Source organism: Hymenobacter telluris (assembly GCF_017313265.1).
Taxonomy (GTDB): Bacteria; Bacteroidota; Bacteroidia; order Cytophagales; family Hymenobacteraceae; genus Hymenobacter; species Hymenobacter telluris.
The window spans coordinates 11,257-33,310 of sequence record NZ_JAFLQZ010000011.1; the positions used below are offsets into that span (position 1 = coordinate 11,257).

Here is a 22,054-nt window from a genome sequence, read left to right on the forward strand (position 1 = left end):
AGACCTAGGTTTGTGCCGTTAATCAGTTGCTGCCCGCCTGAAAAGGGGGCAATGCAGCTTATGCTAGCACAACACTTGTCGTTCATATCCCCAATCATGCGGTTACCATTACGAGTTCTAATCGGGTTGTTATTATTGCTGCCTGTCTTTAGCGCCAGGACATTGGCCCAAACAGCTGGCCCAGCTTATTCCTGCGACGGTACATTTTATCAGACCCGGCAGGTAGCTATTGGCGCTAACTTTCACTCGCAGCTGTTTCGAGTGAACCGGAACGTGACGCCCGCCGCCGACCCTAGTACCACGGTGTACACTACCACGCTGGTACAGGACCTGGCAACCGGCCTGGGGCTGCCCGCTACCACCGACTTCGTTGTCAACTCGTTGGCGTACAACCCGCTGGATGGGTATATGTACGCGCTGACGTACCCGGTGAATAACAGCGCCACTTATCCCGAAATCCACCTGTACCGCATCGGCCAAACCGGCGTGCAGGATATTGGCCGTATTACCATCAACGGAAGCGTGCCCGCTCAGTATCCGCAATTGGCGGCTGGGGTTATCGACAAGGACGGGCAGTACTACGCCACCGCCCGGAACCTGGCCAGTGCTACCAACAAGAACAACCTGTTCCGGCTCAACCTGAATCAGTCGTCGGATGCAGCCAAACTCAACGCCGTAACCGTGCCGATGGACTTCTACACCACGGCCAGCCCGAACACGGTAGTTACGCCCGCTAGCACCCAGGATTTCAGCTTCATCGACATCGGGTTAAACCCCGCCGACAACCAGCTCTACGGCATCTACAGCGCCGGCTCGGTATATAAGTTCGACTTCATGACCACGCCCGGCCGGGCCCGCGTTACCCGCATCGGGGCGGCGCCAGCTACCGCTCCAAACTTCGGCTCGGTCAGCTTCGACCTGGTGGGCAACATGTTTGCGTATTCCAACGAAGGCGACTTTTACTCGGTAAATATTGCTACGGGTGCTGCCACCGATATTGGCAACGTGCCTACTGCCGGCGTAACCGACGGCGCGAGCTGCGTGAACCCCAGCCAGCGGATTGATGTGGTGAAAGAGGTGACGGGAGTAACGTTTGTGAGCGGTACCACTTACGACGTGGCGTTTGCCATTCGGGTGAAAAACACGGGTACCGTTACGGCTACCAATGTGCAGGTAAGCGACTTCCTGCGCGGAGCTGCCAATAATACCACGTTCCCTACGTCCACTTCGGTGGCTATTTCCGGGCTGGCAGTAACCAACACCGGTGGTGCACTAGCGGCCAATACCGGCTACACCGGTCAGGCTGGCAACGCCGACCTGTTGACGGGTAGTGAGCCGCTTTCGGCCGGCCAAAGCGCCCTGATTACGTTCACTGCCCGCGTGGTTTTCCCAACGAGTGCCGTGCCTACCACTGCCCAAAACAACACGGCCTATGCTTCCAGCACCGCTGGCACTGCGGCCAACCCTGGCTACGCGCTGCAAACCACTGATGGTAGCCTGATTCTGCCCCCCGGCGACCTGGTAGCCGTGGATGCTTCCACCAACAGTGCTGCCCTGCCGCTTACGCCCAACGGTGACGTGGCCTCGCCTAGCCCGGTGTATTTCCAGACGGCTATTCTGGGTAATGTATTCGAAGACATCAACTACGGGGGAGGTGCCGGCCGCTCCCAAGCCGCCAGCAACGGCGAAGGGGTATTCCAGGCTCGCGTGGAGTTGTATTCGTCGTCGGTGGCAGGTGCTTACTTAGGATTTACTACTACCGATGCTGCTGGCAACTACAGCTTTATAAATGGGGTGAATGGTATTTCGTTGTCGGCCAACACCAACTACCGCGTGCGGGTTGTCAACACATCTGTGGTGAGCAACCGCCCTGGTAGCATAGCCGGCTTAGTGCCCGTACAAACGTTTCTTAACGGCAACGTGAACCGGGTAGGGGGGGAGAACCCCAACCAGACTGATGCCGCGCAGAATTCCGGTAATCAAACGCTGAATACATTGGAAGCCCAGAGTACCAGCACCACGGTACAAACACTGACAACTGTTACCACCCCGGCTTCCGGCCCACTAGTAGGCGTTGATTTTGGCTTCAACTTCGATACCGTAGTGAATACCAATGCCAGTGGCCAGGGTTCGTTGAGCCAGTTTATCACCAATTCCAACACCCTCACCAACGCCAACCTAACCCAGGCGTACACCGGCGCCATAGCCGGCCAGGAAGCGGCCATCTTTATGCTCAACGACGGCCGCCTGACCGGTGCTCCTGCCGGCCTGCGTAATGGTATGACGGCCGTAACCGGCTACAGTGCGCTAACCAGAGTGTTTACCATTACGCCTACCGCCGCTTTGCCAACTATTTTGGATGACAACACCACTATTAATGGTGCGCGCCAAACGGCTATAACCGGCGACAACGTAGCTGCTACCGCCGAGACATCAACGGGCGCCGAAGTAGTTATCAATTTCAACTCACTGGCGGGTTTGTTGGTAACGGGTGGTTCTACCCGCATTGAAAACCTGGGCCTCAACAATGCCCGCGGTACCAGCACCGCTACCAGCGGCGCCGTAACGGCTGATGGTGCTGGCGTAACGTTTAGCGGTGCTGCTACTACCGGCTCTGTAGTGAACCTGGTTACCACGGCCGGCAATGCCACGGCAGGGGTACGGTTGCAAAATGGGGCCACGGGCGTAACCGTATCCAATAGCGTGCTGAACGGCAGTGTGGCAACCGGCACCGTAAACGGCGAAGGACTGGTTCTAGCCGGTGCTGCTCGCAACACGATTTCCGGCAACACCATTTCCAACAACAGCGGCTTCGGCGTGCTGCTGGAAAGCGGCCAGGCCAACAATGAAAACACGATTTCCGGCAACATTATCCGCAACAACGGCGGGGGAGCCAACGTCGAAGATGCAGGCTTAGTAATTGGCGGCGGCAACAACAACCTGGTTAGTCAGAATACCTTCACTGGCAACGCTAGCAACGCTATAATAGCAGCAGCTGGTACCAGCGGCAACCGGTTCACCCAGAACAGCATGTCGAACAACACCGGCAACGGCATCGACCTGATGGCCAGTGGCACTACCGGCCTGGCGGGTGATGGCCTGACCCGCAACGACAACACCGATGCCGACACCGGCGCCAATGGTCTGCTCAACTTTCCGGTGATTAGCCAGGCCGTAACCAATGGTGGAAACCTGATTATCACGGGGTACGCCCCGGCAGGCTCGTTGGTGGAACTGTTTGTGGCTGATGTGCAGGCCGACGGTTTTGGCGAAGGCAAAACGTACCTATCCAGTTGGACCGAAGGTTCGGCGCAGGATGGCGACACCCGCACCGGTGGCTACAGCGGCCTGGTTTCTGGCGTAAACCAAGGCAGCGAAACGGCAACTTCCCTCTTCATGTTCTCGGTTTCTATTGCTAGCCTGACCCCTGCTCAGCAGGCGGCCCTCACTGCCAATGGCGCCCGCCTGACGGCTACGGCTACCACCCTCACCACCGTAAATAGCTTGGTAGTTGGCAATACCTCCGAGTTTTCGGGTAACACGGCCCTGCTTCAGAATCGGCCCTTGCCGGTAGAGTTGGTGCGCTTCAGCGCCGTAGCCAACAACACTAATGCAGTGCTGAGTTGGACCACGGCTTCCGAGAAAAACAACGCCCGCTTTGTAATAGAGCGCAGCCTTGATGGCAAAGACTTTCAAGCGGTTGGAACCCTGGCTGGCCAAGGCACCAGCACCCAAAGCCGTAGCTACCAGTTTGTTGATGAGCGGGCAGCAGCGGCAGCCAACCTGGTGTACTACCGTCTGCGCCAGCAGGATACGGATGGTACCAGCAGCCTAAGCGCCGTACAGGCAGTGCGCTTCAACGGCAACACCAGCAACACGCCAGTTATCGGCCTATACCCCAACCCAACCACTGCCAACGCTTCACTGGACCTGCGCAGCCTACCCGCTGGCACCGTTCAGGTACGCCTTACCGATCTGACGGGCCGAGTGCTATCAACGGCTACTGTACCTACCGGCCAGGTATACACGCTGGCCAGCGCTCAACTACCACAAGGCAGCTACCTGGTCACAGTGGTCAATGGTAACCAGAAAACCACCCAGCGGTTGGTGAAGCAATAACCAATAAGCTAAACGGACTGATTAGGTGCAGTAAGCCGTTGAACTGTAGGACATAAGAAGGCAGCAACCCCGCACTTGGTTTAAGATGTGAGGAGTTCCGACTCCGCTCTATCCTAAACCAAGTGCGGGGTTGCTGCTTTGTAAAGAAGACAACTGTTGCCGCTAAATCTTCCTTGCCAGCACTGCGCCTGTACACCGGGTTTGTTGGCCGCAGAAAGCAGTAGCACGGTGGTATTCTCAAACTCAACTTACTGTACTTATGGCCAAACGTGCCCATCACTACCGCCTTCATTTAGAGCATACAGCAGCAGCTTCCCCTGAGCAGCCCATCCATACGCCGCTCACGCTGGACTTCGACAATCACGACGATGTTCTTCAGATTGCCGACCGATTGGAAGCGCGCCAGCTATTCACCACGCCCGGGCAGGCCACTGAGTTTGCTATCGGTTTGAAATTATTTAGTGAAGTAATGCTCAAGAACCGAGAGCACGCGCTGTTCGTGGAGTTCCAGCCAGCCTTCAGTGAGTTTATGAAGAAGCTGAAAAGCGCGGCGCAGTCAACTACGCAGCCTGAGGAATAACAGCTGGCACAACAGTTACAGTGTGTTAGCCCCTTATATGTAGCCCACCGGTTATCCGATGGGGCATTCACTCTATGCTGTTAGAACTACCGTTCAACCGAATGCAATACGTACAGTAGCAGTGTTCGGCGTGTAAATGATATTAAAATAGGATGACACCGCTGTAAGCTCATACTACAGCTACAAACCGAATGTCACCTTCTGGCAGGCACTCTGATTCAGTATCGGAGTGCCTGTTGTTTTTCCGGGAATTAATAAAATTATATAAATTAAGCGGTTTTAAGAGTGTCTTATTTTAATAAATAATTAAAACTTTTCATGACACATGTCTGTGTTTTCTATAATTGAGAATATTGTTTAAGTTATTTAGTTCATTTTGGGATTGTTTCATAAGTGATTGTAAAAAAGGCAAGTAAAAAATAATAGAATCTGTTGCTCTGCAAGTAAATCCAAATATTACTTATTTCAGTAAGGATTTGTATGATTGTATTGAGGGAAGTAGGTGGCTGTGGAAGCAAGTCTACCTCGTTTAAAAACTAGTATTCATCGAGTCTAAGAGTTTATTCAGCGAAATAGATAGGTAGCCAGTCAACAGCCACAGTATTTTTGAAAAGTAAGCTCGGCCTATAGCGCCGTTTTCTTTGTTTCAATTCATAATTATTTTGATTTCCACCACTTCTTTTTTCCTATGAGAACAACCTTACGATTTGCGGTCTTGCTTCTCGCATGGCTGACCTTATTGCGAACTGACGTCTGGGCGCAGTGCAACACAAGTTCGACTACTACTTTTGTTACCAGTACTAGTGCTGCTAACGCTGATTGGAAAACGCGCAGCTCAATTGGGATACCTGCTGCCTCAGGTGTTACCAGGGTTACGACTCTCAAGGCGGATAATACGAGTAGCTATACTTCATCCAACACCTCGAGCAGCTCCATACAAACGAATGCCGCTGGTACTCCAATAACCTGGACCAGTGACTTTTCTGCAGGAAATGGTACGTCAGCGCTGACTTTCACCTTCAACCGGCCGCTGTCTAATTTCGCCGTTCAGGTAGGCGATGTTGATGCTACTGTAGACCGTAATTTCTTCAATCAAATTACGAATGCGTACACAGATCAGGTTGTTTTTACGGGTGCCAACAATGGTACTGCGGTAACAGCGCCAACAGTAACATCTGCTTCCGGCCCAACGCTGGTCGTCATTGCTGGCAATACCGCTACTGGGGTAAACGATAACAATACCAATACCGCAGCAGTAGTTACGGCAACCTTCTCGCAGCCAATTACTTCATTAACAATAACGTACCGGAGCGGTACCATCCCGGTAACCGATCCTGGCGGACAAATAATCACCATCAACCAAATGACGTGGTGCCGCCTGGCGCCAGTGGCTAACAACGTAACCAACTCGGTTACGCTGCCCACCAGCGCCGGTCAGGTTAATATAGATCCCCTGAGCAGTACGGTGGATGGCACGGAGCAGAGCTACACGATTACCGCTATTCCGTCGGCTGCCCAAGGCGTACTGTACTACAATACGACGGGCACCACTTATGCCGCAGTTACCAACAACCTGGTTCTGACGCCAGCGCAGGCGGCCAGCTTGCGTTTCGAGCCAGCTACCAACGGAACGGCTTCCAGCGCCTCGTTTTCTTACCGCGTAACGGATGATGCCAACTTGCTCTCGGCTAACACAGCCACATTCACGATTCCGCTGCAGGTCATTACGCCTTGCGCAGCTACCAGCACACTAAGTTTCGCCGCTCCCCGAGCTTTGGCGCAAGACTGGAAGGCCCGCACTGAAAACGTTCCTGCCACCTCGGCGCTTACAACGGTTACGAGCGGCTCTTATCAGACTCCGGCTTCAGCTACGGTCAATACGTTTGAAACGGCTTCCTTCAACGGCGTCCAGAGCCTGCTGTGGCAAATGGACTATGCTAGTACCGCGGCCAACACGTCGAGCGTAACCTTCACCTTCAACCGGGCGGTGAGTAACTTCACGGTGCGGGTGCAGGATATCGATAAGCTGGAGGATGCCAACAACTCATTCACTGACCGAGTGACCTTCACTGGTACCAACGCTGGCACGGCAGTTGTACCAGTTCTGAGCCCAGTAACCCCGAATGCTAACGCGGTTATCATCAACGGCAATACTGCTACGGGCACGGTGAACAACACCAGCCCAGACAATGCAACGGTAATAGCTTACTTTGCCGAGCCGATTACCTCGCTGACCCTAACGTACAGCAACATCTCCACCGCGTCGGCTAATCCTACGGCAAATGCTGTGGGTATCGACTTTATGGACTGGTGCCGCCTGGCTCCCGTTGCCAATACCATTACTAATACCAGCGTGTCCAACGCTGCTGGCCAGGCTCCGGTTAACGGCCTGAGTTCTGTTGTTGACGGTACCCCAACCTACACCCTGACGGCCCTTCCTTTGGCCACGCAGGGTATTCTGTATGTGAACGGGGTTGCTGCTACCGTAGGCCAAACCCTTACGGCTGCTCAAGCAGCACAGTTGAGCTTCGACCCGGCTACTACGTTTGCCGGTACAGTTAGCTTCAACTACAGCGTTAGCGACGAAGCCGGACAAACGGCTTCCGCTGCTTACTCCATTCCTGTAAATGCTAGTGGTGCTGCTGGTACGCCAGGGCCGTGCGCTACACCAGGCCGCGACGGTTCGCCCACGATTACCGCCAACCCGAACACCTACTACCCTAGTACGGCGGTTCAGTCGCTGACCGGGGGCGTATCCAACTTCCTGTACGTGGGCCCCGCTACGGGTACCAGTGATATTGCCGTGGGTGACCTGCTGCTTATCATTCAGATGCAGGGCGGCGACATCAACTCTACGAACTCTGACGCATATGGCGACGGGGTAACAGGTGGTAGTGCGAATGGCGCTCTGAATACCAATTTTACGGCTGGTACCTACGAGTATGTAGTGGCCAACAGCGCCGTAACGGCCGTGGCAGGTGGAACAATCCAACTGGCTACCACGCTAAGAAACAGCTACCAGAACGACTACGCTACCGCTACTGCTGGTCAGCGCCGCTTTCAGGTAATACGAGTTCCTCAGTACAGCAACTTAACACTGGGCGCTACTATTTCGCCGTTGCCTTGGAATGGTAACGTAGGCGGCATTATTGCCGTTGACGTAGCCAAGCAAACCAACCTAAACGGCTTCACCATCGACGCTTCGGGTGCCGGTTTCCGGGGTGGTGCCGGCCGCGTGCTGGGGGGAGCCGCTGGTATTGCCGGTACGGATTACCGCACTTCCGCGGCATTGAACGCCAATGGCACCAAGGGGGAAGGCATAGCTGGTACTCCCCGCTATGTAAATAACAACAATGCCCTGCTGGACACCCGTACCAGCACCAACGGATTGCCCGCAGCATTGAACGATGGCTATCCAAGCGGCGACAACGGCCGTGGTGCTCCTGGTAACGCCGGCGGCGGTGGCACGGATGCCAACCCATCTGCAAACGACCAGAACACTGGTGGTGGTGGTGGTGCAAACGGTGGGCGTGGTGGCCGCGGCGGCAACGCCTGGGCCAGCAATGCTGCCGTAGGTGGCGAGCCAGGTGCTGCTTTCACGGCTGTCAGCAGCAGCCGTCTGATATTGGGTGGTGGCGGTGGTGCTGGTAGCACCAACAACGCCTCTGGTACCCCAGGTGCGGGCTTCGCAAGCAGCGGAGCAGCGGGTGGTGGTATCGTTATGCTCCGCACAGCTACTATCAACGGCACGGGTAGCATATTGGCCAATGGTGCCAACGCCAACAACACGGTTGCCAATGATGGTAGCGGTGGGGGTGGTGCCGGTGGCTCTATCCTGATTACGGCAGCTACGCCTGCTGGCTTGAGCAACCTAACCCTGACGGCTAACGGCGGTACGGGTGGCACAAATACTACCACTACTCACGGCCCAGGTGGCGGCGGCGGCGGCGGGGTTATTCTCACCAATGCGGCAGCCGCCGCTAGCAACATCACGGCGGGTGCCAATGGTACCACCGGGGGCGTGGCTTACGGCTCAGAAGCTGGCGCTATTGGCGCCAGCAACGCCCAAATCAGCACGAGCATTGCCAACAGCACCAGCGGTGCCAACTGCCCTGCCGACGTAACGACAACCATCTCGGGACCAACTACGGTGAACACCAACCAGGCCTCAGGTGCTTACTCGGTGACTTTCACCAACAATGGCACCTCAACGGCTTCCAATGTAACCCAGTTGGTAACCTTGCCAGCGGGGGCTACCGTAACGGCTGCCCAACTGCCAGCCGGAGCTACCTTCACTACAGCTGGTACCGTGACAACTATCAACTTCGGAACGGTAGCCACATTGGCTAGCGGAGCTGGTAACACGTATGCCTTCAGCTACACCACGCCGCCCACCAGCGGCAGCTACTCGCTAACCAGCACGGTAGGCACCGATGCCAACCAGGGAGCAAACACGGCTCCTGACGTAGCCTCACTCACCATCCAAGTGAACGGAGCGCCGGCAAACTGCCAGCCTTCTTACTTGAACAACAGCACGGTAAGCAGCGGCCTGACGGCAGAATACTACGCTGGCTACTTCAATGACAACGTGAGCTACTTCCAGCGGGCTTCTCCGCTACGCCGCCTTGACCCGCAGGTGAACTTCAATTCCGGCGACGGTATCACCACTTGGGGCGACCTGAGTGTGGTTGCCGGGGGCTCATCGACCAACTACGACAACTACTCGTCGCGGTACCGGGGCAGCATCTATATCACTACGGCTGGTTCTTATACCTTCTATCTGACTTCCGACGATGCCTCGTACATGTGGCTTGATGGCGCCGCGCTGGCACCTACCACGTCCAATGCTACGATAAACAACGGGGGGCTGCACAGTCCCACCACGGTAGCAAATACCATTACGCTATCAGCTGGTGCCCACGACATTACCGTAGTATTCGGGGAGAATGGTGGCACAAACCGTTTGCTGCTGGAATATGAAAGCACCGCGCTTGGTATCAGCCGGCAGGCTGTTCCCTCGTCGATTCTGTGCGCTGGTCCGGCCACTACCAACGTGCCGCCGGTAGCTCAGAACGTGACGAACACAACGCTGCTAAGTTCGGCAGGGGCAACCGTACTAAGCCCGAACCTGTCGGGCTCGGATACGGACGGTACAGTGAGCTACTTCAACATCCTGACGTTGCCAAGCGCAGCTAGCGGGGTGCTTACCTACAACAACACGGCCGTGGTGGCTGGCCAAGCCATTCCGGCCGGCTCCCTGAACCTGCTTCGGTTTGTACCGTCGACCAGCTTCAACGGCAATGCCACCTTCACGTACTCGGTAACCGACAACAACGGCCGCACCGATACCAACGGCATTACGGGCGCTGCGGCTACCTACACCATTCCGGTGAACGGCACGGCTGACGTGACTACCACCTTGTCTGGTCCGACCAACCTGAACCCTGGTCAGGCTACCAGCAATTACACGGCGGCTTTCACCAACAACGGTCCTAACCCGGCTGTATCCGTAACGCAGCGAGTGACCTTGCCTGCTGGCGCTACCAACGTTTTTGTGAATGGTGTGGCGTACGTGCCTTCCGGCAACGTTATCGACTTCGGTACCGCTGCTTCTTTGGCCGCTGGTGCTACCAATATCTTCTCGTTCAGCTTCACGGCTCCTACCACTACTGGTAGCGCGGCCATCAGCAGCAACGTAACTACTACCACCACGCAGGGTGCCGATACGGCTCCGAACACGGCTACGCTGAATGCTACTGTGGGTAGCCCAGCCAACGTAGCGGCTACTATCTCGGCCGGTGCGGGTACCGTAACGGCTGGTCAATCGGCTAGCTTCAACGTGAACTTCAGCAACGCTGGTCCGGCTACGGCTGCCGGTGTAGTGGCTTCGGTACAGTTACCTGCTGGTTTGGGTGCGGTAACTGCCTCTAACGGTGGGGTGTACGACAACGCAACGGGCATTGTAACCTACGCGGGCATCACCTCTTACAACAGCGGTGGTAGCACGGCTTCGGTGATTTCCTTCACGGCGCCAGCTTCTGGTCCGGTAACGGCTACGGCCAGTATCAGAACCACTACGTCGGAGGCCGGCCAGACCGCCAACAACACGCAGAGCGCTAGCATCAGCGTAACGCCAACCTACGACGTGACGACCTCGATTACGGGGCCAACCAGCACGGCCGTTGGGGTGCAAACCACGTTCAGCGTGATGACCATCAACAATGGTCCGTCGATGGCACCGAGCGTAGTGCAAACCGTAACCGGTCTGCCAACCAACCTGACCAACGTGTACGTGTCGAATGGCGGTACCTACGATGCGGCCAGCGGCACCGTAACCTTCCCAGCGCTTGAAGCTATGGCCAACGGCGCACGGGTGGACAACACCATCAGCTTCACGCCAACCTCGACTACGGCGGGCTTCACGGCTACGGCTACCGCCACGGCCAACGGCACCAACCCCGGCGACTCGAACACTGGTAACAACTCGGTAGCTGCTTCGGCAATGGCAGTAAATGCTGCTCCGGCCGCTGCCACCAACGCCAATATCTACACGACTATTACCACCCCGAGTGCTAACGTACTGCCCGGTGATGCAGTAACCTTCACGGTAACCTCGGGCAACCGGGGCGCGGCCACGGCTACCGCTGTAGCGCAGCAAACGACGCTGCCTGCTGGCTTGAGCAACGTGGTAGTGCGGGATGCCAACAACAACGTAGTACCCAACACGGCTACTACGGGCTACAACAGCGCCACCGGCGTAGTGGTAGTGCCTAACGTAGCATCTATCCAAAGCGGAACTACTACGTCGTACAGCGTTTCGTTCACGGCGCCAGCCTCGGGCATGGTAGCCGGTGTGGCCACCATTTCTTCGGCCAACGCCGATTCGATGCCAGCGGACAACATCTCGACGGCTGACGTGACGGTGATGCCAACTACCGACCTGGTAGTGCGCCTGACGGGTCCTGCTTCAGTGGTGTCGGGTAGCTCGGCTACGTACACCGTAACGACCACCAACAACGGTCCGGCAACGGCTACCAACGTGGTTACTACGGTTGCTATTCCGGCCGGCCTGACGGGTGTGACGGTATCGGGTGGCGGAACGTATAATGCGGCTACCGGGGTGGTTACATTCCCGGCTACGGCTAGCCTGCTCAACGGCTCGGCTACGTCGAACACCATTACCTATACCGAGCCGAACATGGGCACGGTGCGGAATGTGGCTTCCGCTACTTCCACTACCGTGGATAGCCAGCCAGCCAACAACACGGCCAGCGTAGCAACGCAGGTGAAAGGCATGACGGATGTAACGGTAGCGCTGAACGGGCCTGCCACCATCGTACAGGGCAACCAGGTAGACTACGTGGTATCGGCCATCAACAATGGCCAGACCGCCGCGGCCAACACGGTTATCAAGGTGCAATTGCCTACGGGCCTGAGCAACGTAATAACCTCGAACGGCAGCTACAATGCTACTACGGGTGTGGTTACCTTCTCTACCATCGCCAGCCAGGCCGCTGGTCGTGACGGAGCAGTTAGCTACGGAATCCGTTTCATTGCCCCATCTACGCTGACGAGCCTGTACGCTGCCGCCTCGGTAAGCACCGATTCGGAAGAGAGCAGCTACACCAACAACACGGCTACCACTACTACCGCTGTAGCCGCGCCAACTACCGGCCAGGCCGACCTGCAAATTGCCGTGACGCCTAGCACCAACTCGCCGGTGGCGGGGCAGTCGATGACGCTCAACGTGGTAACGACCAACCTGGCAGCCAGCACGGTTGCAGCTACCAACGTGGTAACGCGGGTGTCTATTGAGCCCGGCCTGACGGTGACATCCATCACCAACGGCGGTACCTACGACCCAGCTACGGGCGTAGTAACCTTCCCGGCTTTGTCGTCACTGGCCATTGGGGCTTCGGTGCCGAACTCGGTGGTGTTTGTGGTGCCAGGCGCTACGCCGCTCACCACGCGCGGCCTCGTGTCGGGCGACCAGTCGGATCCTTCGGCTACCAATAACGTGGACTTCCAGAGCCTGACCGTGAGCCAGCGCGCCGACGTAGCAACTACCATCAGCGGCCCGGCTACCACGCAGCCCGGCGACTTGGTAACGTACTCGGTATCGACGATCAACAACGGCCCATCGGTAGCTAACGGTGTGGTGCAGAAAGTAACCATCCCGGCCGGGGCCACCAACGTGGTGATTTCCGGTGGCGGTATGCTGTCGGGCAACGAGGTGACTTTCCCAACCATCAACAACCAGGTGGCTGGGGCCAACGGCGCGGTAGTGAATACCATTTCCTTCAACGCTCCGGCTACCATCACGACGCCTTACAGCGTAGTGGCCAACGTAACGACGACCAGCACCCAGCCGACTACGCCGGGTACTGCCAACGACGTGGCTACGGCAACGACGGCCAGAGGCAACCGGGCTCCGGTAGCCAATGCCGTAGTGAACTCGCTGCGGACGCCGGAAGGCAACACCGCTGGGGCGCTGGCTATTTCGCCGCTGAGTGGTACGGATGCCGATGGTAATGCTACCATCACTTCTTACACCATCACCAGCATTCCGGATGCTACCACGCAAGGCGTACTGCGCCTGAACGGTACGCCGGTAACTGCTGGCACGTCAGTACTAGCTGCCGACGTAGCCAACCTCACCTTCGACCCGGTGGCTTCGTTCGTGGGCAATGCCTTCTTCACCTACACGGCCACCGACAACGCCGGTGCAGTGTCGGCCCCGGCTATCTACACCATCCCGGTTGGTCAGGACATCAGCGCGGTATATACGCTGACGACGCCTAAAGGTGGTGCCACGCCATACCAGAACGGTGACGTAATTGCCAACGTGTTTGATGTGAATGGTGGTGCCTATAACAGCGCTGCTACACCAGTTGTAACCAACACTGGTATCCAGACGGCTACCCTGACGAGCGGCACGCTGCCCGCCGGTACCACCCTGGACCCCGTAACGGGTATCATCACGGTAACCAACCGCCTTGCGCTGGTGGCCGGTAGCTACCCCGTAACGGTTACCACGATTGATGCGTACGGTGGCACCAACACCAGCACCTTCACTATCGTAATCGGAACTCGTCCGCTGCCAGTGGAGCTGGCTACTTTCGAGGTACGCGCTGTGAAAGTGGATGCGTTGCTGGATTGGACTACCGCTTCGGAGAAAAACAATGACCGCTTCGAAGTGGAGCGCAGCCTGAACGGTAGCACGTTCGAGAAGATTGGCACGGTGCGCGGCCAGGGTACCACCCAAGCCACCACGGCGTACAACTTCAAAGACGCTGGTATCGGCGCCCGCACGCAGAGCCTGGTGTACTACCGCCTGCGTCAGATTGACCTCGACGGTACGGTATCGTACTCGCCTGTGCGCACGGTGCGCTTCGAAGCCCAGGCTGCCGTGACGGCCAAGCTGAGCGTGTTCCCGAACCCTGCTACTACCGCCGACCGGGTGGTGACGCTGGATTTGAGCACGCTGCCAAAAGGCACTTATCAGGCCCTGTTGGTTGACGCCGCTGGCCGCATCCTCGGTACCTACTCGGTAGAGGGTGGCATCAACAAAACGGTTGACGTGCAGAACCTGCCAACCGGTACCTACATCATTCAGGTACGCGGCAACGGTTTGAAACTGAGCGAGCGTCTGTTGAAAGAATAGTGCTAGTATCAGTTGAGTAAGAAAAGCCCCGTCGGTATCCGGCGGGGCTTTTTTGTGCTTGAGCTTCCCGAGTCACTCGCACAACATTGTAAACAAAAGGCCCCCTTGCTCCTTAACCTATCATCAGCTACAACGGTATATGTCGGCTGACCTACTCTGCTCGTTCTGCTATGCCTGTTGCCGTTTCCCTTCCATCTGCCGTCACGCCCCGCCCGCGCCGCCACCGGCCGCCAACCGCACCACTCCTCGACTACGACGTGCTGATAGTGGGAGCGGGTAGTGCGGGTTTGAGCGCCGCGCTGGTGCTGGGCCGTAGTTTGCGCCGGGTGCTGGTTTGCGACGGAGGCGCGCCGCGCAATGCGCCTTCGCCGGGTGTGCAAGGCTTTTTCACCCGCGACGGTATCAAGCCCGCTGAGCTGTTGCAGTTGGGCCAGGAGCAGCTACAGCCCTATACTTCCGTGGCGGTGAAACCGATGCGCGTGGTAGGAGTGGAGCCGCTAGCCGCTGGGTTTCACGTAACGCTCGAAAGCGAATCGGGGCGCACCAGTACATGCACCACTCGCAAAATACTGCTGGCTACGGGTGTGGAAGATGAGCTACCGGTGGTGGAAGGCATGCGCGAGTTCTGGGGCACCGGCGTGCTGCACTGCCCCTACTGCCACGGCTGGGAAGTGCGCGACCAACCCTTAGCGGTGTACGGCCAAGGCAAAAGCGTGACCGGCTTAGCGCTGTTGGTTAGCCGCTGGAGCAAGGATGTGGTAGTGTGTACCGATGGCCCCGGTCAGCTCACCGAAAACGCCCGCCGCCGCCTGCGCCAGCAAGGTATTCAGGTGCGGGAAGAGGAAGTTAGCAAGCTAGAAGGCACCAAGCGCAACGGGTTTCAGTGCATCGTGTTCAAGAACGGGGATAAGCTAGTGCGCACGGCCGTGTTCATTCACGCCCATCAGCACCAGCGTAGCACCTTAGCCGAGCAACTGGGGTGCCGGTTCACCAAGAAAGGTGGCATCTGGGTCGATAAAAACGCCCAAACCACCATTACTGGCCTCTACGCCGCCGGCGACGCAACGCCCGGTACTCAGCAAGCCTTGTTGGCAGCAGCCCAAGGTGGGCAAGCGGCCATCTGCATCAATGAGCAGCTCACCCGCGAAGAATGTCCGAAGTAGCGGATGATTGGGTAATTGGATGAAAGGATGACTGGTTTTGGCGAGTTGAACACGTGTTTATGATTTGAGGAGCAGGCTCTTTACACCAACAAGCCCTTGACGTTACTATACGCCAAGGGCTTGTTGGTGTAAAGAGCCTATTGCAGATAGAAGACGGGTGGCTTTGCGCTACGTTCCAGCAACCACCACCCGCCCATCCAATCATCCTTTCATCCAATCACCCACCTACTCCACCACCACCCGACGGCTAGTGGTTTGGCCCTCGGTACTGAGCCGGAGCAGGTAGATACCAGGCGCTAAGCCAGGCACCGCAAGCTCGGTACGGGAAGTGCCCGTGGCATGGCGCACTAGCTGCTGATGCACCGGGCGGCCGAGGGCATCCAGCAACATGGTTTCGATGAGGCGGGCCGGGCCTTGCACTTCCAGCGTGAGCGGCTGTGTGGCCAGAGCAGGATTCGGGAATACGCTTAAACTCAGGTCGCGTAGGGCAGCTACGGTGGCTTGCGGCTGCCGAATGGTGAGCGTAACGGTGGTGTTGCTGCTCACGCAGGCATTCACCGAATCGACTACGTAGTAAGTGTACACCCCAACTGCCGTGCGGCCGGTAGCGTACGAGTCGCCGGCAAACAGGCGCTGGGTGCGGGCGGCATCACCGTACCACACGCGGGTTCCGGCGGTTCCGGTGCTGGCCGTAGCAGTAAGCGGGGGTACTGGCTGGCCCAAATCAACGGTTACGCTGGCGGCAGTAGGCGCGGGCAGAACAGTCGGGGTGAATTCAAGCGCGCCAATATCCGGGGTGGTGGGGTTGCGGGTGCCCCCCAAATAATCGACCGGGAAGTTTGGGATGGGCCGGGCGCGACCATCAAGGTTGCAACTGCGGTTGATAACGGGGTTGAGGATACCCGGCACGTTGATTTGCAGGTACACCCGCGTAGCCAGGCTGGCCTGGTCCTGAGTGGTAGCCGTACGCAAAGCCGCCAGCGTAGGGCGGGCGGCCCCGTTCACGTAGGCCAGCGTGCTGTTCGGGCCTACCACCGAGTAGGCATTGTTGTCGATGACGCTAAAGGGCGAAGTGGCCGAGGCCGAGTACAGCGCATAGGTTTTGCCGGCGGCAGCCGTAGTGGTTTGCTCGTTGGCGAGGATGTTGTTGAGCAATTCTACGCCGGTTACACCGGTGTTCAGGGCTACGGCCGCCGTAATGGGCGTGGTGCCGTTGGGGAGGTTGCCGGTCAGCCAGATGCTGTTGTAGTATAGCTTATACCCGCCGCCCGATGAAATATAAATGCCGTGCGGCGTGAACGTGTAATCATCTTCGCCGGTACCCTGGATGCCGGAAATCAGGTTGTTCACCACCAATATATCGGCCGCGTTACCGGTTGCCGAAAGGCGGATTCCGTAGGCGCCGTACGCATCAGTAGTAGTGGCGGCGGTTTGGGTGATGTCGGAAATGTTGTTGGCCGCAATGATGCCGTTGCTGCTGGTAGTGCCTACCACAATGCCGGCCACGGCCCCGCCGCTGGCCCGCGTTACGCCCGCAATGGTGTTGTTGAACAGTTCAAAACTACTGGTAGCCAGTACCACAATGCCACTGGCCCCCACCTTGTCGGCGGCCACGGTAGAGCCAATCAGGTTGTTGTTGGCAATGAAAATAGTGCAGTTGGCTTGGGTCTGGATGGCGGTGGCCGTCCGGCTGATGGCCGAGCGCCGAATGCGGCTGCTGGCCGTGCCATTGAACGCCACGCCGTAAGCGGTAGTCGGGCTGGCGGCTTTCAGGTCCAGATGGCTCAGCAGCACATTGTTGCCCGATACGAACAGCGCGCCGCTGCTACTAGCCGTGCCATTGTTGGTAAACGAAATCCACCGGCTGCTGGAGTTGCCCGCGTCTTCCCCGGTTACGGTAACATAGTCGGCATCAATGATGAGCAGTGGCGTGGTGGTGCTGGCCGGCGCCGTAAAAGAAGTTGTGGACAACCCCGCCCGCCCCGAGTTGATGGTGATGGTATTGACGCCGCTGGAACCGGGGTTGGGGTTAATGGTAATCGGGTAGGTTTCAGTGGGGTAGGTGGCATCCAGGAGGCGCAGCGTGAGGGGCCCGCTCAACTCACTGCTGTTTACGGCCGCCACGGCCGCCGTCAGGGTGGGGTAGTCGGCAGTAGCGGCGGTACCCACGGTTTTCACCCCGCTCAACGCGCCAATAATCCGGTAGAAATTCGGCCGCGCCGGAGCACTGGTAATGGCACTCACCGAGGTAGCCACAAAGCCCGCGCTGGGCGAGGCACTCACGTTCGGCGGTGTGCTCCGGTCCTGCGCCGCTACAAAGTACTGGATGGTGTCACCGAGGGCTGGGGTGGAGCGTAACTTGCTGGCATCGATAGTGAACAAGATAAATGTGCCCGGCGCCGGCCCTGGGGTTACCCACTTCCAGCCGTTGCCGGTGGCGTCGTTGGGAGCCGTAAACACGTTGGCGTCGGTGCTTTTCTTGTAGTATAGCCGCGGCGCGTTGCCCCCCGTAGCATCCACCCCAGAGGCATCATTTATCTGGGTGGCTAGCGTGCGGTTGCCGGTGCTGGCCGTGTTGCTGAGCGGCTGGTAGTTGATGGTCGGGCCGGTGAGGTCCACGGCGGTAAACGTGCCTTCGTCGGCCCCGATATCCGGAGTAGCTACGGTGCGGGCGTTGCCATCAATATCGGTCGGGACGGGCAGGGGAGAAGCCGCCAGGGAGCCGCCGCCACTTTCCGCCTGGGTGGCCGCGCCGGGCTGGATGTGCGGGTCGGTGAGGGCACTCACAAACGGTACGTTTTCCGTTACCGAACCCTGTTCGGCAGGGGCGGCCCGCAGCTTGTACTGCGCCAGCGTCTGGTCTACGGCCGGCGTGGTAGCCACCCCGTAGAAAATCGGCTTCTCCGCCGACGGGGTGCCGGCATAAAACAGGTTGTTGCCCGAGGTAGCCGACAGGTTGGTTACCGACGCCGTGCTCTTAAAGAAAGCCGCGGCCACGCCACCGCCGCCGGCCGGCAGCCCGGTCACTAGGTTCACGAAGATGTTGTTGCGCAAGTCAACCGGCGGGGCGCTGGAAATGTAAAACGCGCCGCTCTTGTTGGAGGCGGCCGTGGCGGCGTAGGTCAGCACCACCGTGTTGTGGTAGCAGTAGTTGTTGGTGCCACCCCGGAAGCTCAGGGCCCGCACCGAGGTGCCCGCCGTGCTGCCCGGCGCCTTCACGTCGTACACGAAGTTGTTGAACACGTAGTTGGTGGTGCCCCCGTTGATGTCCATGCCCGACGCAAAGCCGCTGGCCCCGCTCGACAGAATATCATAGGTGCGGTTGCGGCCCACCCGGTGCAGTACCCCGCTGTTCACGAAAATGGCCTGCGCCGCCGACGTGCTACCCGTGCCTACCAAGCCGTGCACCCGGTTGTCGAGAATATCAGCCGAATTGCTGGCCCCCGTTGAGTAGATGCCGTACACCGCGCTGGCTCCGGTGAGAGTGGCAATGTCGGTGTTGGCTACGCGGGCATTGGTCTGGCTGCGTAGGTAAATGCCGTACACAATGCCCGTAGCGCCGCCTGCCGCGGCCCCCACGTTGAGCACCTGGCTGGGCGCGCCGCCCGGCAATTGGTTTATTTCGTTGCCGTCGTCGGTGCCGCTGGTGGTGGCGTCCAGGTTGTAGCCGTAGTAGCAGTCCTGCACCGTGTTCGACAGGAAGCGGTTCAGGTTGTTGCCGCCGTCCTGCACGTACACCCCGTTGGTGCGGTTGGCATTGCCGCGGGTCAAATCCACGGTGGCGTTCTGGATGGTGTTGTGGGTGGCGCCGTTGGTCAGCAGGAAGCCGTATTCCAGCTGCTGCGCGCCCGTGGTGTTAGTAGCCGCATCGTCGATGTCGATGCCGTCGAAGGTCACGTAGTCGGCACCGTTCAGAGTTACAGCCGCGTCGGTGGTGCCGGTGCCGGTACCTTGCAGTTTGGGGTTGGCCAGGGTGCCGTCTTTGCGAAAGATGATGGGGTTAGTAGCCGTGCCACTTGCTGTAATGGCCGGAACCAGCTCGGCAAACGTAGCGCCGCTTTTCACTTGAAACGTTACGCCGCCCGCGCCCACGCCCTGCGCGTTCAGGGCGGCCACGGCCGCCGCAAACGTGGGGTAGTTGCTGGCGCCACTACCCGCCGGGTCGATGGTGCGGGTGCCCGTGAGCTGAGCCGTAGCGCCGTGGCTGATGCCCAGCGCCAGTAAAGAGTAAAAGAGTTTATGCATAGCTATGGAAAGGAAGGGTGGAAGAAGAGTCGGCTACAGGGGAAGATGTCAGTTGCTTACGAATGATGGTCAGCGGCTTGCGCAGATTTTGGCCTCAGCTACAGCGGCGGGTAAGCCTCACAAGGTAGGAGAAGTTCGGAATTCCTTGGCCACCCCAAACGCAAACCGGCCCAACCACCTAAACGGTAGCTGGGCCGGCAGTAACTCCGTGGAGGGCACTACTTACTGGATGATGATGCTCCGGTGCGCTACGCCTTCCGTAGTGGTGCATTCCAGGGTGTAGAACCCGGCCGGCAACTGGTGCAAATCAAGCGCCGATTCGGTGGCCTGCACGTTGGCTAACTTGGTAGCGTGGGCCACGCGGCCGGTTACGTCGAGCACCCGCACGCCCACGGTCTGGCGCTGGCTCAGGTGCCAGTCCAAGGTAAAGCGGCCGTCCGCCGATGGGTTGGGGAACACCTTCAGGCTGGCTTCGGGCAAACCCGGTTGGGTGGCCAGCGGCCCGGCCACGCTGAACCGGTACACGTACTGGCAGCCAAAATCGGGGTTGAAGGTGCGGATAGTAGAGCCGCCCACGGCCGTCAGCAGCCGGAACGAGCCGCTGCCCGCACTGGGGCTGGCCCACCAGCTCAGCCCGTCGCAGCCCGAGTCGTTGATAACGAGGCGGTAGCAGCCGGGCGTTAGGTTCTGCACGTCGTTGTAGGTGGTTTGGCGCGCGGTAATCACGCGGCCCGATACCGCCTGGTTTTGCGCATCAAACAGCTGCCAGGTAGTTTGGGTGTTGTTGTTGGTGGTGAAGGAGAACGTCACGTTGGCGGGCAGCACGGCATTGGGCACGAACTTGCTGCGCAACGTATTATTCAGTGTGTTGGCGTCGGGCTGGCCGTTGGCTGTCACCAGGTTTACCTCAAACGTACCCAACGCCCGCGTCGAAACAATGCCGCCGGCTACTGGCAGCGTCACCTCGGTTTGGGCCAGAAACGCCAGGTTGCCGGTCCAGGAGTAGGTTTGCCATGCGCCCTGGTCGATGCGGTAACGGATGGTAGCGGCGGTGAGGGCGGTACTGCCGGTGTTGCGCAATATCACGCGGGCTGCGTCGCAGGCTGGGTTTTCGCGGAAGTAATTTTCGTTGTTGGTGGGCGCAATGATTTCTTCCAAAGAAGCGTCCACCGGGAAGTTGGGGGCGCTGTAGCTCACCAGCTGCGTGTGCCAGTAGTAGCCGGCGTTGGCATTGGTTTGGTTGGTGGGCTGGTAGGGCGGCATATCGATGTTCACGCGGCGGGCCGGGCTGCCGGCCGTGGGCAGCGGCCCTAAATCGTCGTAAATAGGGTCTACGGCGTTGCCGGGGCACCAATTGGCGCGGTTGTAAATCCAGGTGCCAGTTTGCGGATACACTTGGTTGAGGCCGCAGTTGTTGCGCCAGAGCGGATGTTGCTCGGTGAGGTTGTTGTCGAGCAGCAGGTTGAACGTGAAGTTGCAGAACTCGGCGCAGTTGCCGGCGTCGGCGCCGTGGCCCGTAACGGTGCTTTTCAACTGGGCCGAGGCCGCGCCGGTAGCCGCAGTTACTGGCTTGTCAACCAAGTGGTTTTCAATGGGCTCGGTGGCCCGGCCGTAGGGAAAATAGCCGCTGTACACGTTGGTGGCATCCAGGGCGTCGCGCGGCGGCGTGCCTTCAATATACTCCAGGTACATGGTCAGGCTGAAGCCCCAGGAGTAGCCGTCGTAGCGGTAGCGCATGGTGCGGGTGCCTTTCAGCACCGAGGCGTAGTCGGTTACGTCGATTACGTAGTCGTGCTTGCGGTTTTGCTGAAGCCAGTCGGAGGCGTAAGGCGTGATTACGCGGGCAATTTCCAGCGTGTCGTGGGCGGGTGGCAGCACCAGCACCTGCGTGGTGTAGTCCCAGGAGCCGCAGTATTGCGTGCCCGGCTCACAGGCGTAGCGCCCGAGCACATAGTGCAGCCGAATTTTGCGGTAGCGGCCCGCGGCGGGGAGTACCGCCGTGGTATCGAAGTCGCCGTAGTGCGTGATGTGGCGGTTGCTGAAGATCGTAACCCGGGTGGTGTCGCCGGGGGCGGCCCAAGCCTGGGTGCTGGTCAGCAGCGCAAAGAAGAGAAGAAGTAGGAGTAGAGGTTGACGCATACGCGAAATAGAAAAGTGAGAACGGTGAATATTCAAGGCAGCAATACTAAGCGAAACCCAGCAAAAATTGATGGTAACCAGCTGAAAAATAAAGTTATATAAAACCGTTTGGAGTGGATTTTCGCCAGGGTTGAGCGTCTTGTC

General features: G+C 58.4%; 6 protein-coding genes. 4 read left to right on the forward strand and 2 right to left on the reverse strand.

Annotation, left to right across the window (positions count from 1 at the left end; translation table 11 throughout):
• The first annotated feature begins 162 nt into the window (after positions 1-162).
• From J0X19_RS15655 to J0X19_RS15670, 4 genes are all read left to right on the forward strand, one after another.
• A complete protein-coding gene (locus J0X19_RS15655) occupies positions 163-4,119 on the forward strand; it encodes a beta strand repeat-containing protein (RefSeq protein WP_206985329.1) in 3,957 nt (1,318 codons plus the stop codon).
• A gap of 259 nt (positions 4,120-4,378) precedes the next feature.
• Complete coding sequence (locus tag J0X19_RS15660) at positions 4,379-4,699, forward strand: DUF3861 domain-containing protein (RefSeq protein ID WP_206985330.1); 321 nt, start codon at positions 4,379-4,381, stop codon at positions 4,697-4,699.
• A 1,363-nt stretch (positions 4,700-6,062) separates the two neighbouring features.
• Positions 6,063-14,363, forward strand: a complete 8,301-nt coding sequence (locus J0X19_RS15665; RefSeq protein WP_206985331.1) for an Ig-like domain-containing protein — start codon at positions 6,063-6,065, stop codon at positions 14,361-14,363.
• Between the two features lie 170 nt (positions 14,364-14,533).
• The gene (locus tag J0X19_RS15670; RefSeq protein ID WP_206985332.1) at positions 14,534-15,526 is read left to right on the forward strand and encodes an NAD(P)/FAD-dependent oxidoreductase; all 993 of its coding nucleotides are present in this window, start codon (positions 14,534-14,536) and stop codon (positions 15,524-15,526) included.
• A gap of 225 nt (positions 15,527-15,751) precedes the next feature.
• Here J0X19_RS15670 and J0X19_RS15675 read toward each other — a convergent pair whose 3' ends face one another.
• Together J0X19_RS15675 and J0X19_RS15680 are read right to left on the reverse strand one after the other, a co-directional pair.
• Positions 15,752-19,771: a T9SS type A sorting domain-containing protein gene (locus J0X19_RS15675; protein ID WP_206985333.1), complete on the reverse strand. Its 4,020-nt coding sequence runs from the start codon at positions 19,769-19,771 to the stop codon at positions 15,752-15,754.
• A 222-nt stretch (positions 19,772-19,993) separates the two neighbouring features.
• Complete coding sequence (locus J0X19_RS15680; protein ID WP_206985335.1) at positions 19,994-21,910, reverse strand: peptide-N-glycosidase F-related protein; 1,917 nt, start codon at positions 21,908-21,910, stop codon at positions 19,994-19,996.
• Positions 21,911-22,054: the final 144 nt, after the last annotated feature.